Here is an 18,574-nt window from a genome sequence, read left to right as displayed (position 1 = left end):
AGCAGAACCAAGGGAGAGCACACCATGAACAGCATCAGCCTGTACCGGATGAAAACCTGGGCCAAGCAGGGAGAGACGCCGCTGGCCCGCCTGTTGTGGCGCCTCGCCAAGGGGGCCCGCAGCTGGAGCTTTCCGCTCATCCCGCCCCTGCACGGCCTGCTCTATCGTCTCTATCGGCTGGCAAGCCAGACTCTCGCCACCCTGGCCCGCACCCTCTGGTGGACGCCGCTGTTCCAGTCCCGCCTGCGTGCCCCCGCCCCCCGCCTCTACCTTTACGGCGGCATCCCCTTTATCAGCGGCCCCGTGTCAATCGAGGTGGGGGCGGATTGTCGCCTCAGCGCCGCCATGACCATCAGCGGCCGCCCCTCGAGCAAGGGGCCCGCTCTCAGGATTGGCAACAACGTCGGCATCGGCTGGCAGACCACCATCGCCGTGGGCAGCAAAGTAGTGCTCGGCGACAACGTGCGCATCGCCGGGCGCGCCTTTCTCGCGGGCTATCCTGGTCACCCGCTGGATGCCCAGGAGCGGGCCCGGGGGCTGCCGGATCGGGACGAGCAGGTCGGCGATATCGTGCTCGAGCATGACGTCTGGCTCGGCACCGGCGCCATGGTGATGGCGGGGGTGACCATAGGCGCGGGGACCGTGGTCGCCGCCGGCAGTATCGTGACCCATAGCCTGCCCGCCGGGGTGCTGGCCGCCGGGGTGCCGGCCCGGGTGCTGCGCCCCCTCGATGCGCAAGATTGCCGCGACGCGCTGGCAGAGAGTGCCGCCAGCCGCCCGAGTGAGGAGAAGCAGCCATGAAACCGTCGAGCGCACAGCCCCAACTGGTGGTACTGGGGGAAGACTGGGGTCAGCACCCCTCCAGCACCCAGCACCTCATCAAACGCCTGCTGCCGGACTATCGGGTACTCTGGGTCAACTCCATCGGCCTGCGCCGCCCCCGCCTCAACGTGCGCGACCTGGGCCGGCTCGGCCGCAAGCTGGGGGCCGTGCTGCGCCGCCCGGCCAAGGGCCAGGCCCAGTCACCCGCCATCCAGAGCGGGCCAACGCCTCAGGTGATGCCGCCGCTGGCGCTGCCCCTGCCCGGCAGCCCGCTGGCGGGGCGGATCAATGGCCACTGGCTGGCGGCCCAGATCCGCCGCCAGCTGCCCGAGCTCGACAAGCCGCTACTCTGGATCTCCCTGCCAAGCGCGGTGGATCTGGTGGGCAAGCTCGGCGAGCGGGCGGTGATCTACTACTGCGGCGACGACTTCTCGGCCCTGGCGGGGGTGGATCACGCCGCCATCGCCCGCTGCGAGGCCAGGCTGGTAGAAAAAGCGGACCTTATCCTGGCCGCCAGTCCGGCGCTGGCCAGCCGCTTTCCCCCCCACAAGACCCGGCTGCTGAGCCACGGGGTGGATCTCGGCCTCTTCATGCCCCCCCAACCCAGGCCGGCGGATCTGCCGAGCGGGCGCCCCATCGCCGGTTTTTACGGCAGCCTGAGCGACTGGATAGACGTCCCCCTGCTGGCGGAGACCGCTCGCGCCCTGCCCCACTGGGATCTGGTGCTGATAGGGCCCAGGCAGACTGACCTGAGCCCGCTGGCAGGATTGCCGAACGTGCATCTGCTCGGCCCCAGACCGCACCACACCCTGGCCGCCTACGCCCAGCACTGGCAGGTGAGCCTGCTGCCCTTCGTCGACAATGCCCAGATCAGGGCCTGCAATCCGTTGAAACTACGCGAGTATCTGGCGACCGGCCGGCCCGTGGTCAGCACCGATTTTCCGGCGCTGGACGGCTATCGGGCGCTGGTCCATCTGCCCCGCCCGGGCGACAGCCTGGCCCAGGCCATCCAGCGTGCCGCCCTCGACGCCCCCGCCCAGGACTGGTTCCAGCGCTACGAGTGGGAAGCGCTGACTCGCAGCGAAGGGCGCCAGAGTCGCCAGCAGGCAGTGGCGCAGCAGAGCTGGGATCACAGGGCCGACGAGCTTAAAAGCTGGCTGGCAGGGCTGCTCTGATGGGCTGGTTGACGCTGCGCCTACACAAGGCGCCCTGGCCGCTGGTGCTCTTGCTGCAGGTACTCGGCCTGATGACCCTCTGCCTGATAATAGGGAGCTCTGTGCTGGCGGCGAGCCGCCTTGATGGCCCCACCCCCTTGCCGCTGAGCGGCGAGCAGACGCCCCAGCGGCTCACCTTCGAGCGCCTGCCCTGGCCCGTCGGGGCGGATGACGAACTGGTGATCGAGGGTCACAATCCCGCGGCAGGCCCCCAGACTCTGATCCTGCGGATCGATGACGCCGCCTCGGTCAACTACCGCAGCCGGGTCAATCTGGAGCGGATCATCCCCCCGGGCCCCTTTACCCTGCGCTTTTCGTTAAGCGACTGGCGCACCGCCCAGCCCAGGGCCCTGGCCCTCGACCAGCTCACCAGGCTCTATCTCTTCATGGCTGACGGGGCGACGCAGCTCACCCTGACACGCTGGTACTGGTCCCCCGGGCTGACCTTGCCCGCCGGCACCATTGCCCTCGATCTGGGGGCGAGCGACTCGCCCCGCTTCACCGGTTTCGAGCCCCTGGCGCCGGGGGATCCGCGTCTGCTGGGCCACCCCAGCCCCATATTGCGCCCCTCCGGCGATGCGCTGATCCGCGACGGGCTGCGCAACCTCGACGGCGTCAGGCTGGAGGTTCCCAAGGGGCGCTACCAGCTCACCCTCTGGCTCGACGATCCGGGCGAGTGGGAGTACCTGCCCCACCCCCTCGAGCGCAGCGTGTTGATCGATGGCGAGCCGGTCTGGGCCGAGCGGTGGCAGCCGGGCGAGTGGCTGGCCCAGCGCTATCTCGCCGGCCAGCAGCAGGAGGCGCTGCCCAATCCCGATCCCTGGCTGCTGTTCGGTGCCCGCCAGGGGGGGCCGGTCAGCCTGGTGCTAGAGCATCCAAGTGGCCCGCTCACCCTCACCCTGGGGGGCAATTCGCCGGATGCAAAATTCCTCGCCGGCCTGCTGCTGGCCCCCTATCCGGCGGCGGACAAGCAGGCTGATACCAAGGCTAACCCTCACCCGCTGGCCGAGGCCACCCGGCGGGTGCTGGCCAAGCAGCGCCAGCTCTTTACGGAGAAGTGGGCCCTGGCCCCCTATTCGCTGCCAGAGCCCCTCGCTCGTCTCACCCTGACCCCCATCGCGCAGGGGCAACCGACCTTGAGTGCCAGGGCCAGCCCGGCCCCCCCTGCCACTCCCGTACTGGCCGCCCAAGGCAGCCAGCTGCTGCTGGAGTTCGTCATCGAGACGCCCGAGGATGACGCCGCCCCCCTGCTGGTGATCCAGCCGCCGGCAGCCAACGGCGTTACCCTGCCGCTGACCCCCTACCACAGCCAGTGGCATCTGGTGCGCCCCCAGGCGAGCGGCACCCTGCTGCTCCCCTCGGATCAGGAGCTGGTGGAAGGGGTGGCGGGGCTCACCCTCAAGCGCGGGGTGCCAAGGCGCCTGGTGCTGCATCTCCCCATTCCGCGAGATGCACCGGCGGGGCGCTATCAGGGCAATATCCAGCTGCTCAGCCACCAGCAGCTGGTGCAGTTGCCGCTAGACGTCGAGGTGCTGCCCCTGACCCTGCCCGCCGCCAGCAAACCGGTCGGCATCTACCTCGACACCCCTCCCTACCTTGGCTGGTTCAGCCAGGGCCCGGAGCTGGCAGGCGCCCAGCTGGCCGCCAGTCGCTGCGATCTGCAGCGGCTCGCCGGGCTTGGGATAAGCGGCATTGCCCCCGCCCTGCCCCAGGATGAAGCCGGGATGCGCACCACCCAGGAGGAGGCCATCGGCCTTGGTTTTCACATGCCGCTGCTGGCCTACGCTTCGCTCAAGCGCTGGGGCAGCGACACCAACAGCCGGCTCGATGCCTGGCAGCAGCGCCAGGCGGCCTTTCGCGCCCAGGGGCTGCCCCCCCTGGCCTGGAGCCTGTTTGACGAGCCGGATCTCGGCGCCCTGCCCGCCATTCAAGCCATGGCCAGCGAGATGAAGCGGCGGGATCCCGCCGTGGTGCGGGCCGGTCACTTCAACCACCCCGCCCAGGCGCCCTTGCTTGGCGAGGTGGAGATAGCCCTGATCAACGCAGGCTTTGGCGCCGACAAGGCCGATGTGGAGCGGGTCAGGGCCGCCGGGGCCACCCCCTGGTTTTACAACCTCGGCACCCCGCGCGCCGCCGGCTTCTACCTCTGGCAGAGCGGGGCCGAGGGCTATCTGCAGTGGCACGGGCGCATGCCCACCGCCCTGCCCTATGACCCCACCGACGGGCGCGAGAGCGACTTTCTGCTGCTGGGCCCGCAGGCCTGCGAGGCCCGTCGCCTCTCCTACGATCTATTGCTGCTGCAACAGGGCATCGAGGATCTGCGCTGGCTCGCCTGGCTCGAGCAGGCGGCGCGCCAACAGGTGGAGGCGGCCCTGCTGATGCAGCGACTGCGCGATTCGGTGCCCACCCGCTGGCAGCAGGCCGAAGCACTCCCCGCCAGCCGCTGGGCCATCTTTCGCGGCGAGATTGAACAACTGGCCAAGCGCTTGAAAACATTGCAAACTGGAGCCAATTCATCCCCCTGACTGGCCAGCTTATGCCGCATCAGAACGTCACCAACATAAAGGCTTTTGGGCGCCAGAGTACCGGGCGTCGTCCCCGCCAGAGCGGGCTTGCCGCAGGCTTGTTGCCTGCCTTGCTGCTCTCCTTGCTGCCCTCTTTGCTACTCACTGGTTGTGCCCGCCAGACGCCCACCGAGGATCCTTTTCCCATGCTGGCGCAGTTGCGCCAGCAGCAGCTGGCCGAGCAGGCCCAGCTGTCGCTGACTTATCAGGAGGAAGCGGTGATGTTGGCGGCGGATCAGGAGCAGCAGTTGCACCAGTTTCTCGGCCAGCGGGATCCAGCGAAGATAGCCCTTATCAGCGGCCCCGGGCCGCAGACCGACATGCTGGAGAGTGCGCGCCTTGCCAGCAACCGCCTTGGCAAGCTGGCCAGCCTGCTCAGTGCCCGCGCCATCGAGCTCGAACCGCGTTACGACCCCATGCTGGCCCCGAACAGCCTGCTGATCCGGGTGTTGCCCGCCGACGCGGCGAGCCCCCTCAACGAGGCTCGCCAGGCGCAATAAGGGCAAGACAGGCCGCAGGCAGCGCGACCCGATAGAGGGGGGCCGGCGCGTCGCCCCACAGCTTGTGCCAGCCCTGATTGAATCGATAGGCCAGCAGTGGCGGCTCCGGGTGCCACTGCCCCCGAAACATCACCCCCTGCAGCTGGCCAGCGCCTGCGAGTCTTACCGACATGGCCTCCCGATCCGGGGCCACCGCCATCGCCTGCAAGACCCCGTCACAATCTGGGTGGCGCAGCCGGTAGCCGACATAGGTGCCCCCCAGCAAGGGGCTGGCCCCCTGCCGCTGCCAGCCGAGCTGGCGGAGTTCCTGCAGCATCTGGCGCGCGCCATCCACCGGTTGGCGGTGCTGATAGCGCCACCCCATGGCGCCGGTGGAGGCCAGTGCCAGCAGCACCAGCCAGAGATAGCCCCTAATCGGTGGTGACATGGCGCCCCCTGTTAAACAGCAGTGTCATCAGCAACAGCAGCACCAGCCACTGGTAGAGCTGGGCGAGCGTGCCGGTATGCAGCCAGCCGTACCAGCGCAGATCCAGGCTCATCAGCACCAGCCGCAGCTGGTTGCTGCCGATATAGAGCAGCAAGACCAGCCCCAGCAGGGGCAGCTGACGGTGCAGCGCCCGCCCGGGGGCGAGCCAGCAGGAGGAGACCAGCCAGGCCAGCGCCACCAGATAGAGCTGGGAGAACGAGGAGCAGCCCTTGAGCACGATCAAGGCATGGCCCCCCACCCGCTCGATGCGGTTGCCGCTTTGCACCGTCTCCCACCCCAGCAGTTGCAGCCACTGGCCCACTCCCCAGGCATCGAGCGCCAGCACGGGGCCGGAGCAGAGGGCAAAGAGCTGCTGCCCCCACAGCACGGCCAGGGTGAAGGCCACCACTATCTGTAGTGCGGCGCGCTCGTCCCAAGGCTGCTGGCGCCGCCACAGGCTCGCGGCCAGCAGCAGGCAGGCCAGCGCCTTGCAACTGGCGCTCGGGATCAATAGCAGCAGCGAGAAGAGCAGCAGAGCGGCGCGGCCAGGTTGCCAGGCTGGCGCAACCCGCGATGCAATTTGCCACCAGATGGCAATCAGCAACACCACCAGCAGGTTGAAGTGGCCCGTGTTGAGCCACACCATGGCCCACTGATTGAGCAGCCCCAACAGCAACCAGTTGGGCGCCCACTGCCAGGGACGGATCTCCATCGCCTCACCCCGCACTTGTTCGTTTTCATCCTGTGCGAAGACCGCAAATTTCATGCCCGCTGCTGATCCCTGCAAAGTGGCACGCTTTATTCATCCTCCCCATCGGCACTGAGGATCAGGGCCAGGCCTCAAGGAGAAGGAGTGAGTTATGAGACTAAAACCGTTGGCAGGGCTGGTGGGGATGCTGCTGGTCAGCGCCCCCGCCTACGCTTTGACCGAAGTGGATACCGAGCTGCAACTGCTGATGGATGTGTCGGGCAGCGTCAGCGCGTCAGAGTTCAACCTGCAGTTGCAGGGCTATGTGGATGCCTTTTACAGCCAGGCGGTGCAAGACGCCATCCTGGATACCAGCGACGGCAAGCTGGGCACCATCGCCGTGCAGATGGTGATGTGGAGCGGCTCGACCCAGCAGGCGGTGATGACCGACTGGTTCTACCTCTATGACATGACCTCCATCAACGAGTTTGCCGCCACCCTGGACGCCCTGACACGCCCCTACTCGGGGATGACGGCGCCGGGCTCAGCCATGCAATTCGGTGCCCTGCAGTTCGATACCAACGACTTTACCGCCACGCGCCAGGTGATGGATGTCTCCGGTGACGGGATCCAGAACGCCGGGCTGGATACCTCCACGGTACGGGATCAGCTGCTCGCCTCCGGCATCGATACCATCAACGGCATCACCATAGGCCAGGACTACCCCGATGGGGTGCTGCAGGATTGGTATCTGAACAATATCGCCGGCGGCGAGGATGCCTTCGTCATCAACGCCACCACCTTCGCCGATTTTGGCAGCGCCCTGGAGCTGAAACTCGCGGCCGAGATTGAGGGGGGGATCATCCCGGAAGGTGCACTGGCCGCCCCCATCGAGGAGATCCCGCTGGCGGCCCAGCTGCTGCTCGGCATGCCCTTGCTGCTGGCCTGGCGCTATCAACGCCGTATTCAAGGCCGTAATCAGGGGAACCAGCAGCACGCCGGCTGGCAACCGATACCAGCCGTCGGCTAGCAGTTACACTGTCTGTAACTTTTGTTATGAGTAGGGAGCCATGGCTCCCTGTTTTTTGCTGCCACCATGGCACCACGGACACAGGGACGGAAAATATCGCACCTCTTGTATACGCATGTGTTCTTATCTAAATCACTTTATTAACCCAAACTGCCGCATAGCATTTTCTAATACCGTCACTTTGTCTTCTGGACACGGGTATTTTCGAAACTTTGGGGATTGCCTGTTTGGCGCCTGTTTCATTGAGACGCCATTTAACTCCTTAACATGAGCAATCCAACAACTCTTCACTGAAAAGCCATGCTGTCCCTTCACATATTCTTGAACTTTCTTGTAAGTCATTAAACGCTCACTCAACAGATGATCTACACAACAACGATTTACAATATAAAATCATCGCCATCATTAACAAATGATAATAAGATATCACATAAATATTCAATACGCACAGCGTCACATTCAATCTCTAAGCAACTAACCCACTAAACCTAAATCATATCACCGTAAACATGAGCCCCTATCATGGAATTAAAAATACCAAGCATCGGGAATTACCCCTCAATGCTTTATTATTTTTAGTCATTAAAGGATCGCCGGTTTGATTAGCGAAGCGTAATCGGACGTTCGCGGCCTTTTTGTAATATGTTTATTTTACTCGCCCAAATTTTCTCATTTTGCTACTTCTCACCCTCCAAAAAACTGACATCGGTCTGGACGTAGTTAACACATTGACGGGGAAAGTCACCGCGAGCGTCCGATTACACCTATCGGCTAATCGAACCTACAAGCCTCGCTTATATCAATACAAATAGCATAGCGTGCCTCATACACTGAAGTTAATTCAAACAGAGAATGCCACGTATTGTGAATCCCTTTTTAAATTTTATTGTTATTCCTATGTATTTCCACCAAATCAAGATTAGAAGGCCTAAAATTTAAGAACACTCGACCTTTTACTTCCAATGATGGTATGCCGTAGACATATATATATAAATCATTCTGACTCATGCCAATACTATCAATGATAGCGTCGCGAATAGGACGTTTATATTGATAACCGTCTAATATAGACTTTTTGATAAAGACTGAAACAATTGCAGTATCTTTTTTAAATCTGGATACATCTGATAATGTGAACCTAACATCACCATTGCTTTGAGGCACAACACTAGAAACATGTCCCCAGTAAACCCGTCTTCTTTGACTTACAATCTCATAACTATCAAAATGCTGATTCTGTAAGCGTTTAAATAACTCACTATAAAGATATTTATTTTCTCCTATAGCCACCGAACGCTTCTTATGCTGATTTTCCCTCTCAAACCTATTATACTTCGCAACCAAGGAGCCAAGATGATATAAATTGGTCGGAGAGTAATAATCAATCCCCCCCGTTTGCTTACCTTTAATAACCGTAACAGTCTCTACACCTTCTGTATGGGGTGAAGCCCGCTCTTCAAAAAAATGACTTTTAGGTCGAACAATAATGAATTCATCAGGTCTATTGGGATCCTTGCTCTGCTCTGATGGCACATGAGAAAAATCACCTAAATCAACAGTGTTTCTATACTTTGTTTCGTAGATATCACATGATTTTGAATGCTCTTCAACTGTTCTAAAGTATGGGTCTAACTTACGTTTTGGATTGTCCATATTGGCGCAAGTTATTCTGCAAGAACATCCTTTACCGATGCATACAAATTTTCTTTTATCGGAAATAAGGCCCATTTTGTAATATGATTCTGCCAATTCCGGAGTAAGTATTTCATCGCACTCTAAACTCTTTGCTTTACTTAAAGATGTCAAAACTTCCCCCCCCCACAAAAAAACATAAACCCCTCATTTTGGGCTGATTTGAGGCGCAACATAAAATCGGTTAGATAAAATGTGCTTGTTAGCACTATTTTTTGGTCATCCAAGTTGCCATAAGATCTGGATTAATCAAGGTATAAGCTGCGACCAGTAAAAACCCAATTAATATGAGCCAAGACTTACCAGAGAAAAACGAAGTAGATTTGGTTAAGAAAAACCACAATCCATGCATAATACCAGAAGAACGTTGATTCATTAAGCTTAGATAATGAATCAATGACAACGCCGTTAAAATAACAGCTAATGCTAGTATCACAATTCCGCCCACATGAGCAAACATGAAATTTCGCCCATACTCACTTAACCAATCTGAATAGAATGTAAAAAAGGTATTACTTAAGGCTCCCTGTTGTATACTAGGGTCGAAATTGATTTTCGCCAAATTAAGTAAATAAATAGCTATACAAAGCGATACAAGCGGGCCAGCAGTATAGAGCCACCATTCACCTGATGTGTATTGACCCTTTACTAAAGAAATAATTATCGTTGTAGCTGAAAAACTAAACACCGTTAGTATTAAGGATGCTAGGTAGTACTGAATTGTATCGAAATATATTGCGTACTTCCAAAGTATAAATAATAAACCAATGCCTCCAATTATTAGGAGGCCCATACCATCATCAGATTGGTTGGATGCTTGCCTTCTCTCAACAACTCTAGTTACATAAACCGTCCTTGTTTGAATAACTGTAGCTGGTGCTTGAGGCTCGGGAGATTTATTTAACCCAGAAAATAAAGCAGCAAAAATCACTCCCATTAAAGGTCCGAGCAGCAAACTTTGCATTAAAGGGTCATTGATAAACTCTAAAACTATATCCATAGCTAAGATCTCGCCTTGTTGGGCTAATAGTAATTAGGTAGAAGACGAAATTAATGCGCTAGTATCAGCTTCAATCTAACTGATCTATATGCGTATTATTAGCGCTCCACACTGGCTTCAGTTGTATCACTGTATAAAACCACAGTCAATAAGCAGAATGAGGAAGCGCCACCAGACTTTATCGTCGCAATCACATAAAAATTCGATGCAAACCATAGTCGTTGGTCAGACGCTATCTGAGTGACATAAAAAAAGGCCTCATTACGAGGCCTTATCAGAAATATTCTGGTTCAGAGTGGTGACCTGCCTTGATGGCCACGGGTAAATATCACCCCGGCACCTCCACCAGTGACGGCTGGGCTTGAGCCGCCTGACCGCTGTGTGCATGCACTGGTTCGCAGTAGGGGATCCGGCTTAGCACTGGCGCCTTGATAAGCGCTGCCAGCTGATCGGTGCGGCGCAGGCTGGTATCCGCCAGTTCAATCAGCAGCGCCAGCCCGCAGCCGAGCCCGAAGCCCCCCACCATGCCGGCGATCAGAAACAGCCAGAGCGGGTAGTTGCTGGGCTTGCTCGGGGCGAAGGGCCTGTCGATCACCTTGATCCGTTCGCCGGGCTCAAAACTGCCGAGCGCCCCGGTCACCTTGGCCTTCTCGTAGCGCAGCAGCAGATCCTGATAGAGGGAGCGCTTGACCTCGAGATCGCGCTCCAGCTCCGCCAGCTGGCTCTCCGTTTCGCCCTGAGAGGCCACCACCTTGTTCAGATCGTCGAGCTGGGCCTGCAGCGCGGCGGCATTCTGTTCGGCCTCGGCCAGCTGGGCCCTGGCCTGATCCCACTCGGGCCCGACCGCCACACCGGGTTGGCTCTTCTGCTGTTCCAGCTCCTGCTGCAACTGCTCAATCTGGTAGCGCAGGCTCTGCACCTCGCTGTGCTGATCGCTGTAGCGCACTCGCAGCAGGGCCAGCTCGGTTTGCATCTGCTGCAGCTTCTCCTCCAGGCTGCGGGCCGTGGCCCCCTCCTGGCCGTGGGAGAGCTGCTCGACCCGGGCCTTGGCCTGCTGCAACTGAAGCAGGCTCTCGGCGTGGCGATCTTTCAGGCCGTAGAGCCGGGCGGCGTTGGCATTTTGCTGATCCGGCAGGGCGCTGGCATGCTCGCGCTTGAAATCCGCCAGCAGCTGTTCGGCCCCCTGCAGCTCGCTGCGCCGGCTGTCGAGCTGGCTTTGCAGGAAGCGCTCGGAGGACTCGGCCGACTGGCGCCCCTTGTTCAGCAGGTTGAAGAAGAAGCGGCGCGAGACGGCCTCCAGCAGGCCGGCGCTGCTCTCGGCCGAGTCGGCTTTCACCTTCAGCTCGATCACCTCGTCCCCGATAAGACGGATGGAGACGGACGCCGAGAGCCAGTCCATGATGGCGTCGCGCTTGGCCGGCGGGGTGTTGTCATCCACCAGCTTGCGGTCCCGCGCCACCCCGTCCATCACGTAGCGGCTGCGCAGCATGGCCTCCAGCACCGCGAAGCGATCCTTGAGGCTCTCCTGGGTGATCAGATCCTTGAGGGTCGGCGTCTGGTTGGAATCCTGCGGCACCATGAAGGTAGTGCGGCTCTCGTACACCTTGGGGCTCAGCACGCCAATCCCCACCCCCACCAGCGGCATGATCAGCGCCGGCATCAGTATGAGATAACGTCGCCGCCAGGCGGCGAAGAGGATGATGTAGAGGTTGTAGTAGAACTGGACCGGCATGGCGTCACTCCCCTCAAGGCAGGTATGGCATTCCACGAATGGAGGAGGAAATGCAAGGGTAATGCCAGCAAGCGGGCCAACATGGCAGACGTTGTGGTACAGGATTCGCATAGTCCCGCCAAGGGGCCCGGGAAGGGCCGACAACTGTGAGGAGAGCGCCATGCCCACCACCGCCCGGTCAGCCAGCACCGCCATCGTGCAAATCGTCCAGCACCTGCAGCCCGGGGGGCTGGAGACCATGGTGCTCAACCTCAGCCAGGCCAACGAGTGCCACCAGCCCATGCACATCGTCTCGCTGGAGGGGAGCAAGGAGGCGCTGCTCGCCGCCTGGCCCGCCCTGGGGCCGTTCGCCTCGCGGATCCACTGTCTGGACAAGCCCGCCGGCTGGTCGCTGACCACCCTCTATCGCCTCATCCGCCTGCTGCGCCAACTGCGCCCGGCGGCGGTGCACACCCACCATCTGGGCCCGCTGCTCTATGGCGGGCTGGCCACCCGGCTGGCCCGGGTGGCGTGTCTTATCCACACCGAGCATGACGCCTGGTATCTCGACGATCCCCGTCAGCGCCAGCTGGCCGGGCTTGGGCTGCGCACCTTGCGGCCCACCCTGGTGGCAGACGCCACCCCGGTAGCGCACCAGCTGCAGGCGAGGCTCGGCGCCATCCAGGCCCAGGTGATCCCCAACGGCATCGACGAGGGGCGCTTCGTCCCCGGCCCCGCCGAGCTGGCGCGTCAGGCACTGGGCTTGCCCCTCGGGGTGAGGCTCATCGGCTGCGCCGCTCGCCTTGAGACGGTCAAGGGTCACCACCTGCTGCTGGAGGCCGTGGCGCGGCTCTCCCCCGAGGTGCATCTTGCACTGGCCGGGGTGGGCAGTTTGCAAAATGCGTTGCAGCAGCAGTGCCGACTGCTGGGGATTGCCCATCGGGTGCACTTTCTCGGCCTGGTGGAGCAGATGCCCCGCTTCTATCAGGGGCTGGACCTCTTCTGCCTGCCGTCGCTGGCGGAGGGGATGCCATTGTGCGTGCTGGAGGCCCAGGCCTGCGGCGTGCCGGTGGTGATGAGCGCGGTGGGGGCCGCCGCCGATATCGTCTGCCCGGCCAGCGGTCAGTTGCTGGAGGCGCGAGATCCGGCTCTGCTGGCGCAACTTCTGGCACAGGGGTTGCTCAACTCTCGTGGCCTGCGCACCGTCACCCGGGAATTTGTCTGTGAACAGGGCAGCCTGAGCCGGATGGCTCAAGCCTATCAGGCGCTGTACGCCCGCTGAGGCGATGCCACCGACACGCAAAGAGACAGCAAAAGGAGCCTCCCATGGAATGGATCATGATCGTGTTCTGGCTGTGTGCAGCCCTGGTGGTGTACCACCATGTGGGTTACCCCCTGCTGCTCAAATGGGTCGGCAAACGGGCCTGCTCGCGCCAGCACCAACCGACCCCGCACCAACGGGGTTTTCGGACCGAGGTCGGCGATGAGCAGCTCCCCGCCATCACCCTGGTGATGCCCATCTACAACGAGGCGACCACCCTGGCGGCCAAGCTGCAGAATCTGGCCAGCCTCGACTACCCGGCCGACAAGCTGGCGGTGCACCTGCATTTTGATGGCTGCACCGACGACAGCTATGCCATTGCCCTCTGCCAGCTCGGGGATCCCGCCTTGCTGCAGCTGCAGATCCGGCTGTTCGAACACCCGCGCAATCGCGGCAAGGTGGCCGTGCTCAACGAGGCGATGACCCATATCGAGAGCCCCCTGGTCGCCTTCAGCGATGTGTCGGCCCTGCTGCCCATCGACAGCCTGCTGCTGGCCGCCGCCCATTTTCAGGATCCCGCCGTCGGCGTGGTGGGCGAAGCCTATCGCTTCTGGCAGCCGGGCTCCCAGGGTGAGGCCAGCTACTGGCGCTACCAGAGCCAGATCAAGCTGTGCGAGTCCGCCCTTGGCAGCATGCTGGGGGCCCACGGCGCCTTCTATGTGATGCGCAGTGACTGCCTGGCACCGCTGGCGCCCGACACCATCAACGATGACTTCATCCTGCCGATGCAGGCCATCGCCAGGGGCTACAAGGCGGTCTATGACAATCGCTGCGCCGCCCTTGAGCTGGAGGTCTCCGATGCCCAGCTGGAGTCCAAGCGCCGCAAGCGCATCGGTGCCGGCAACACCCAGCAGTTGCTGCGTCTGCTGCCACTGCTGCACCCCAGATTCGGCTGGGTGGCGTTCAACTTCGCCAGTGGCAAGGGCTTGCGGGTGCTGATGCCCCTCTGCCTGACCCTGCTGTGGCTGTGCGCCATTCCGCTGGCCATCCACTCGCCCCTGTTCGCGGCGCTGCTGGCCGCTCAACTGCTGGGCTATGCCCTGGTGCTGCTGATCCAGCTCACCCCGCTGCACAACTGGCCCGGTCTGTTTCGCAAGATCCACTATCTGGTACTCGGACACTGGTACAACGGCATCGGCTCCCTGCGCTACGGCCTGCGGAGGCTGACCCGCCCCACCACACAGGAGAGAGCAGCATGAAACACCCCATCCCCAAAGCGACCCTGGTGCTCAAGCGCATCATGGATCTGGCCGGAGCCAGCCTCGGCCTGCTGCTGACCCTGCCCCTGTGGCCGCTCATCATGCTGGCCATACGGCTCGACAGTCCGGGCCCGGTGTTCTTTCGCCAGCTGCGCATTGGCCGCAGCCACGCCAGCCACACCGAGCTCTTCTTCATGATCAAGTTTCGCACCATGCGCGCCGATGCCGAGGCAGGCACCGGGCCGGTCTGGTGCGGCAAGGCCGACAGCCGGATCACCCGCAGCGGCAACTTTTTGCGCAAGACCCGGCTCGACGAGCTGCCCCAGTTCCTCAATGTGCTCAAGGGGGAGATGTCACTCATCGGGCCGCGGCCGGAGCGCCCCGGCATCGCCAACCGGCTGGAGGATGCGGTGCCCTTCTTTATCGAGCGCACCTATGAGATAGCGCCCGGCATCACAGGGCTGGCCCAGGTCAATCAGGGCTATGACGAGTCGCTGGACGATGTGCGCAGCAAGCTCGCCTTCGATCTCGCCTACTCGGTGACCCTGCTCCACCCCTGGCGCTGGCTGCTGCAGGACATGCAGATCATCGGCAAGACGGTCGCCATCATGGTGGGCAAGAAGGGGCGCTGAGCCTCACCCTGCTGCCGGATTTCGGGCCACTGCCTAGGCGGTGGCCCGATTCTTTTCACCCTCAGCCACCCCAGCCTGTCGGGCCTGCATCCCCTTTTCATCTTCTTGCTGACAGCGAGCCGCGCCAACGCAGCCCTCACTCGCATCTCTTACCAGAACGACGCCCCTCGCCATCCCGGGGCGGTTTGTGCCGCCCCCTTTCCCCGGCGCCTGCTCTGGCTCCCTGCCAGGGGAGCCAGAGGTCGCGGCCTGCTTCTATAGCGAGGTGTTCGTGGGCAAGCGGCTTGGCGCTGCCTGTGCTGTGTCACCTCGTCAGGAGCCTGACGGACTGAGGCATCCAGCCGCACCATCCCCTGCGCCAGATAGGCAGAGCAGAGAGCGCGAGGCTGACAGGGAGAAGGGTTGACCGAAGGTGCGTCGCACAGCCATAAAAAAAGCGAGTGGCCTGGCCACTCGCTGCGCTTGCTGGCGGTGTGCCGGCGGCCCGGGATCAGCCGCCATAGACCGCCAGGATATCGCTCACCCTGTGGTTGACGCTGTAACCCCGGGCGATGGTCTGGCGGGCAGCCCGGCTCATGGCGCCCCGCGCCTGCTCGTCGCGGCTCAGCCAGTAGTTGACGATGGCCGCCATGTCCTGCACCTGGCTCGGCTCCACCAGCCAGCCGTTGGACTTGTGGTCAATCAGCGACACCAGCCCCCCCACCGCAAAGGCGCAGACCGGAATGCCGTGGGCCATGGCCTCCAGCGCCACCAGCGGCAGCCCCTCGAAGCGGGAGGTGATGCAGAGCAGATCGATATGCTGCCACTCGTCGGCCATCCGGCGAAAACCGTGAAACTCGACCCGATCTCCATACTGCATGCTGAGATCCCCCATCAGCGGCCCCTCACCATAGAGGTGAAAGCTCCCCTCCGGGCAAAAGGCGGCCAGCTGACAAAACGCCTGGGGCCCCTTCTCGGCAGAGAGGCGACCGACGAAGGCGATGCGATTGCCCGCCACCGCCACCGGGACGGCAGGCATGGGGACGAAATTGCTGATGACGGTGCTCGGCACAGGCAATCTGCGGGCAATGGGCTCGCTCACTGCGATGCACTTCGCAAAGCGCGCCGTGAGCCTATCGAGCCAGCTGTAGAGTTTCAGCCACCCCTCCCCCTCATCCCCGCTGTGAAAGGTCGAGACCACCGGCTTGCCGCTGCACCAGGCGGTGAGGCGCCCCAGGATCCCGGCCTTGTAGCCGTGGGTGTGCAGCAGCACGAAGCCGGGCTGGCGCGCCAGCACTCGCACAAAGTCCCGGCTGTTGCGACAGACCCGGTATGGCAATCCTTGTTGCCTTAGCAGGGCGACAAAGGGGGTCATGCCGTGATCGGCCACCAGCACTATGGTGACCTCCAGCCCCCTTGCCAGCAGATCGCTGGCGAGGTGGGTGATGTGAACCTCGATCCCGCCGACCTGACGGGCATCGATGGCGAGCCAGACCTGATGTGTTGGCAACATGGGCAACCTCCTCTGGTGGCGTCGGGCCACCTGCAGCGGGGGTTTTGCATAGAGTGTGCCAGCAGTTTGGGGGCCTCAGTCGGCAGGAAATGCCACCAGCAGCAGGGTCATGTCATCCGGGGCCTTGTCGGCCCGCTCGTCAAACCAGGTGGCAATGGCCAGGGCCAGCTGCTCCAGGCCGGGTGCGGGGGTGAGACAGATCTGCTGCAGCTGCGCCTCCCACAACTGGCGCTCGGCGGGGTCCCGGCTCTCCAGCAGGCCATCGGTCCAGAACAGCAGGCGCTCGCCCGGCTGCAACTGATGCTCGCAGGTCTCGAAGTGGGGATCCGGTCGCAGACCGGGCAAGGGGCCGGTCACGCCGAGCGGATGCATCCCGTCCGCCCCGATGAGCCAGGGGGCCGGGTGCCCGGCGCTGGCCCAGCGAACGCGGCCCGCCTCCCCCAGCTCGATGCAGAGGGTGGTGAGCAGGGTCGCCCCCAGCAGGGGATCGCTGTGCACGGCGGTGGAGAGGGTGGTCAGCAGGCTGGCAGGAGATCGCTGCTCGCTCTGGGCGGTCAGCAGACCGCGCAGATAGCCCGCGTAGGCGTGGGCGAAGAACTTGGCCTCGGCATCGTGCCCCATCACGTCCCCAAGCCACAGCACCCGCTCCTTCACCAGCAGGAAATCCCCCCCCCCCACGGCGGCGGCGCGGGTCTGCAGCGCCAGCTGATAGCCGTGCAGCTGGTTGGCCGGCAGCAGGGGGCGCAGGGCCGAGGTCATCCGCTGATCCAGCTGATCCCCCCACTGGGCCTTGAGCTGGGCCGACCGCTTGAGCACCCGGGCGACCGCCAGCTGCAGCGCCTGCTTGGTGATGGGCTTGATCAGGAAATCATCGATGCCAAGGGCGCCAGCCCGGCTCTGGGTCCATTGATCATGGTGGCCGGTCAGAAAGATGAAGGGGACCCCGCGCATCTTGGGATCCTTCATCAGCTGCTGGCGCAGGGCGAAGCCGTCGATCCCCTCCATCTCGATGTCGGAGAGCACCAGATCCGGCGGCTGGCGTCCCAGCGCCTGCAGGGCCGCCAGGGGATCGGCAAAGCTGTCGACCTGATAGTTGTCGTGCAGATAGCCGGTGAGCAGGGTGCGCATCACCTTGTCATCGTCGATCACCGCCACCATGGGCATCCGCCGGGGAGCGTGCCGGGCCCGCAGGATCACCCGGTTGCGCCCCTGCTGGTGGCTGAAGCTCACTTCCTCAAACAGGCTGTGCACCAGCGCCAGACCATAGCCCCCCTCCTGCGGCTCTGCCGGCAGGGGGTTGGCCGCCAGCGCGGGCTGGGGCCCGCCGTCGTCATCCAGTTGCAGACTCAGGCCCGACTCATCCTGCTGCAGGGTGAGCCAGAGCTGGCTCGCCGGCGGCTCCCCATGACGCACGATATTGGTGGCGAGCTCGCTGAAACAGAGCAGCCAGTTGGCCTGCTCCTCGGGGGCAACCTGAAACAGTGCCAACCCTTGCGCCAGACGGCCGCGCAGCTCGCGTACCGACTGCAGGGTGGCGGGGGCGGATCGCAACCACTCTTTCATATCGTCTCCCTCAGATCCGGAAGTTGAGCAGCATGCTGCGCCGGCACCAGCGTTTGAGCCATTCGGTCAGCCGGTTGCTCGGCAGCCGGTTGAGTTCGCGCAGGATCTCGCTGGCCAGCCCCGGATTGACCCTGTCGTTGAACACGGCCCCCAGCAGATTGGCCTCGGCCCGGGTCAGCTTCTCCACCGCGCTCTGCACCATGGTGGTCGGCGTCACCCCGGCCAGCACCACCAGCAGGGTTCCCTCGCAGGCGGCGCACACCTGATCCGCCGGGATATTGCCCCGGTTGAGGGCATTGAGGGGGGAGGTATCGAACAACACGACATCATAGTGCTCGAGCCAGCGCACCAGCAGGGCGCGCAGGGTCTCCTTGTTGCGAAAGGCCATCAGATCCTTGCCCGGTGCCGGCAGCACCGCCAGGGCGTGGCCCTGGTGCTGGGGCTCGGGCACGTCGTTGGGCCCCCAGGCCTGGCCGGCGGGCCGGCCCGGGTGATAGAGGTTGAGATCCACCAGCAGGGTCTTGAGACCGTCCGCCTCGGCGCGCCGGGCCAGCGCCTCGCAGATGGTGCTGACCCCCTCGCCCCCCTCGGCCGAGGTGACTGCCAGGGAGCGGATCCCCCGCGCCAGGGTCGAGGCGTAGAGCGACTCCAGTTCCAGATACTGGATCGGGATGCTCACG

Annotated in this window: 16 protein-coding genes; 8 read left to right on the top strand and 8 right to left on the bottom strand. The window is 62.4% G+C overall.

Annotation, left to right across the window (positions count from 1 at the left end):
* The first annotated feature begins 24 nt into the window (after positions 1–24).
* Genes I6L33_RS14755 through I6L33_RS14740 form a run of 4 tightly spaced genes read left to right on the top strand, consistent with a single transcriptional unit; the run spans position 25 to position 5,100 of the window.
* The gene (locus I6L33_RS14755; protein WP_005301377.1) at positions 25–801 is read left to right on the top strand and encodes a DapH/DapD/GlmU-related protein; all 777 of its coding nucleotides are present in this window, start codon (positions 25–27) and stop codon (positions 799–801) included.
* Positions 798–1,997 carry a glycosyltransferase gene (locus I6L33_RS14750; RefSeq protein WP_216972806.1) on the top strand — a complete coding sequence of 400 codons (1,200 nt, stop codon included), beginning with the start codon at positions 798–800 and terminating at the stop codon, positions 1,995–1,997. The genes I6L33_RS14755 and I6L33_RS14750 overlap by 4 nt, the downstream gene beginning before the upstream one ends.
* Positions 1,997–4,561, top strand: a complete 2,565-nt coding sequence (locus I6L33_RS14745) for a hypothetical protein (RefSeq protein ID WP_216972805.1) — start codon at positions 1,997–1,999, stop codon at positions 4,559–4,561. Before I6L33_RS14750 ends, I6L33_RS14745 begins: the two co-directional genes overlap by 1 nt.
* A gap of 11 nt (positions 4,562–4,572) precedes the next feature.
* Complete coding sequence (locus tag I6L33_RS14740; protein ID WP_254204936.1) at positions 4,573–5,100, top strand: hypothetical protein; 528 nt, start codon at positions 4,573–4,575, stop codon at positions 5,098–5,100.
* Here I6L33_RS14740 and I6L33_RS14735 read toward each other — a convergent pair.
* Together I6L33_RS14735 and I6L33_RS14730 are read right to left on the bottom strand one after the other, a co-directional pair.
* Entirely contained in the window at positions 5,075–5,527 is a 453-nt protein-coding gene (locus I6L33_RS14735; protein ID WP_216972804.1) for a hypothetical protein, read from the bottom strand. The genes I6L33_RS14740 and I6L33_RS14735 overlap by 26 nt on opposite strands.
* A complete protein-coding gene (locus I6L33_RS14730) occupies positions 5,511–6,332 on the bottom strand; it encodes a hypothetical protein (protein WP_042006394.1) in 822 nt (273 codons plus the stop codon). Before I6L33_RS14730 ends, I6L33_RS14735 begins: the two co-directional genes overlap by 17 nt.
* Positions 6,333–6,426: 94 nt before the next feature.
* Between I6L33_RS14730 and I6L33_RS14725 the strand changes: the two genes are divergently transcribed.
* A complete protein-coding gene (locus I6L33_RS14725; RefSeq protein ID WP_216972803.1) occupies positions 6,427–7,284 on the top strand; it encodes a DUF1194 domain-containing protein in 858 nt (285 codons plus the stop codon).
* Positions 7,285–8,160: 876 nt separating this feature from the next.
* Here the strand turns inward: I6L33_RS14725 and I6L33_RS14720 are convergent.
* The 3 genes from I6L33_RS14720 to I6L33_RS14710 all read right to left on the bottom strand — a co-directional run bounded on the left by I6L33_RS14720 (position 8,161) and on the right by I6L33_RS14710 (position 11,708).
* Positions 8,161–9,090: a hypothetical protein gene (locus tag I6L33_RS14720; RefSeq protein ID WP_216972802.1), complete on the bottom strand. Its 930-nt coding sequence runs from the start codon at positions 9,088–9,090 to the stop codon at positions 8,161–8,163.
* Positions 9,091–9,184: 94 nt separating this feature from the next.
* On the bottom strand, positions 9,185–9,976 hold the full coding sequence (locus tag I6L33_RS14715) for a hypothetical protein (protein WP_216972801.1): 792 nt from the start codon (positions 9,974–9,976) through the stop codon (positions 9,185–9,187).
* Positions 9,977–10,304: 328 nt separating this feature from the next.
* Positions 10,305–11,708: a GNVR domain-containing protein gene (locus I6L33_RS14710; protein WP_216972800.1), complete on the bottom strand. Its 1,404-nt coding sequence runs from the start codon at positions 11,706–11,708 to the stop codon at positions 10,305–10,307.
* Between the two features lie 160 nt (positions 11,709–11,868).
* On the opposite strand from I6L33_RS14710, the gene I6L33_RS14705 reads away from it, so the two are divergent.
* Genes I6L33_RS14705 through I6L33_RS14695 form a run of 3 tightly spaced genes read left to right on the top strand, consistent with a single transcriptional unit; the run spans position 11,869 to position 14,839 of the window.
* The gene (locus tag I6L33_RS14705; RefSeq protein ID WP_216972799.1) at positions 11,869–12,969 is read left to right on the top strand and encodes a glycosyltransferase; all 1,101 of its coding nucleotides are present in this window, start codon (positions 11,869–11,871) and stop codon (positions 12,967–12,969) included.
* A gap of 44 nt (positions 12,970–13,013) precedes the next feature.
* Complete coding sequence (locus I6L33_RS14700; RefSeq protein ID WP_216972798.1) at positions 13,014–14,207, top strand: glycosyltransferase family 2 protein; 1,194 nt, start codon at positions 13,014–13,016, stop codon at positions 14,205–14,207.
* Positions 14,204–14,839, top strand: a complete 636-nt coding sequence (locus tag I6L33_RS14695) for a sugar transferase (RefSeq protein WP_005301410.1) — start codon at positions 14,204–14,206, stop codon at positions 14,837–14,839. Before I6L33_RS14700 ends, I6L33_RS14695 begins: the two co-directional genes overlap by 4 nt.
* 490 nt (positions 14,840–15,329) lie before the next feature.
* Here the strand turns inward: I6L33_RS14695 and I6L33_RS14690 are convergent, their stop codons facing one another.
* The 3 genes from I6L33_RS14690 to I6L33_RS14680 form a co-directional block, all read right to left on the bottom strand.
* The gene (locus I6L33_RS14690) at positions 15,330–16,331 is read right to left on the bottom strand and encodes a glycosyltransferase family 4 protein (RefSeq protein WP_216972797.1); all 1,002 of its coding nucleotides are present in this window, start codon (positions 16,329–16,331) and stop codon (positions 15,330–15,332) included.
* Between the two features lie 75 nt (positions 16,332–16,406).
* On the bottom strand, positions 16,407–17,894 hold the full coding sequence (locus I6L33_RS14685; RefSeq protein WP_216972796.1) for a SpoIIE family protein phosphatase: 1,488 nt from the start codon (positions 17,892–17,894) through the stop codon (positions 16,407–16,409).
* Positions 17,895–17,904: 10 nt separating this feature from the next.
* Positions 17,905–18,573 carry a CpsD/CapB family tyrosine-protein kinase gene (locus I6L33_RS14680; protein ID WP_216972795.1) on the bottom strand — a complete coding sequence of 223 codons (669 nt, stop codon included), beginning with the start codon at positions 18,571–18,573 and terminating at the stop codon, positions 17,905–17,907.
* Between the last annotated feature and the right edge of the window lies 1 nt (position 18,574).

Source organism: Aeromonas sp. FDAARGOS 1403, from assembly GCF_019047325.1.
GTDB classification, from domain to species: domain Bacteria; phylum Pseudomonadota; class Gammaproteobacteria; order Enterobacterales; family Aeromonadaceae; genus Aeromonas; species Aeromonas dhakensis.
Note: the sequence above shows the minus strand (reverse complement) of the source record. Positions and strands in the feature narration are given on the sequence as shown.

Bases quoted from the DNA above. Each gene is read 5' to 3' on its own strand.
- I6L33_RS14755 (WP_005301377.1), top strand. From the start codon at position 25: ATGAACAGCATCAGCCTGTACCGGATGAAAACCTGGGCCAAGCAGGGA.
- I6L33_RS14750 (WP_216972806.1), top strand. From the start codon at position 798: ATGAAACCGTCGAGCGCACAGCCCCAACTGGTGGTACTGGGGGAAGAC.
- I6L33_RS14745 (WP_216972805.1), top strand. From the start codon at position 1,997: ATGGGCTGGTTGACGCTGCGCCTACACAAGGCGCCCTGGCCGCTGGTG.
- I6L33_RS14740 (WP_254204936.1), top strand. From the start codon at position 4,573: ATGCCGCATCAGAACGTCACCAACATAAAGGCTTTTGGGCGCCAGAGT.
- I6L33_RS14735 (WP_216972804.1), bottom strand. From the start codon at position 5,527: ATGTCACCACCGATTAGGGGCTATCTCTGGCTGGTGCTGCTGGCACTG.
- I6L33_RS14730 (WP_042006394.1), bottom strand. From the start codon at position 6,332: ATGAAATTTGCGGTCTTCGCACAGGATGAAAACGAACAAGTGCGGGGT.
- I6L33_RS14725 (WP_216972803.1), top strand. From the start codon at position 6,427: ATGAGACTAAAACCGTTGGCAGGGCTGGTGGGGATGCTGCTGGTCAGC.
- I6L33_RS14715 (WP_216972801.1), bottom strand. From the start codon at position 9,976: ATGGATATAGTTTTAGAGTTTATCAATGACCCTTTAATGCAAAGTTTG.
- I6L33_RS14710 (WP_216972800.1), bottom strand. From the start codon at position 11,708: ATGCCGGTCCAGTTCTACTACAACCTCTACATCATCCTCTTCGCCGCC.
- I6L33_RS14705 (WP_216972799.1), top strand. From the start codon at position 11,869: ATGCCCACCACCGCCCGGTCAGCCAGCACCGCCATCGTGCAAATCGTC.
- I6L33_RS14700 (WP_216972798.1), top strand. From the start codon at position 13,014: ATGGAATGGATCATGATCGTGTTCTGGCTGTGTGCAGCCCTGGTGGTG.
- I6L33_RS14695 (WP_005301410.1), top strand. From the start codon at position 14,204: ATGAAACACCCCATCCCCAAAGCGACCCTGGTGCTCAAGCGCATCATG.
- I6L33_RS14690 (WP_216972797.1), bottom strand. From the start codon at position 16,331: ATGTTGCCAACACATCAGGTCTGGCTCGCCATCGATGCCCGTCAGGTC.
- I6L33_RS14685 (WP_216972796.1), bottom strand. From the start codon at position 17,894: ATGAAAGAGTGGTTGCGATCCGCCCCCGCCACCCTGCAGTCGGTACGC.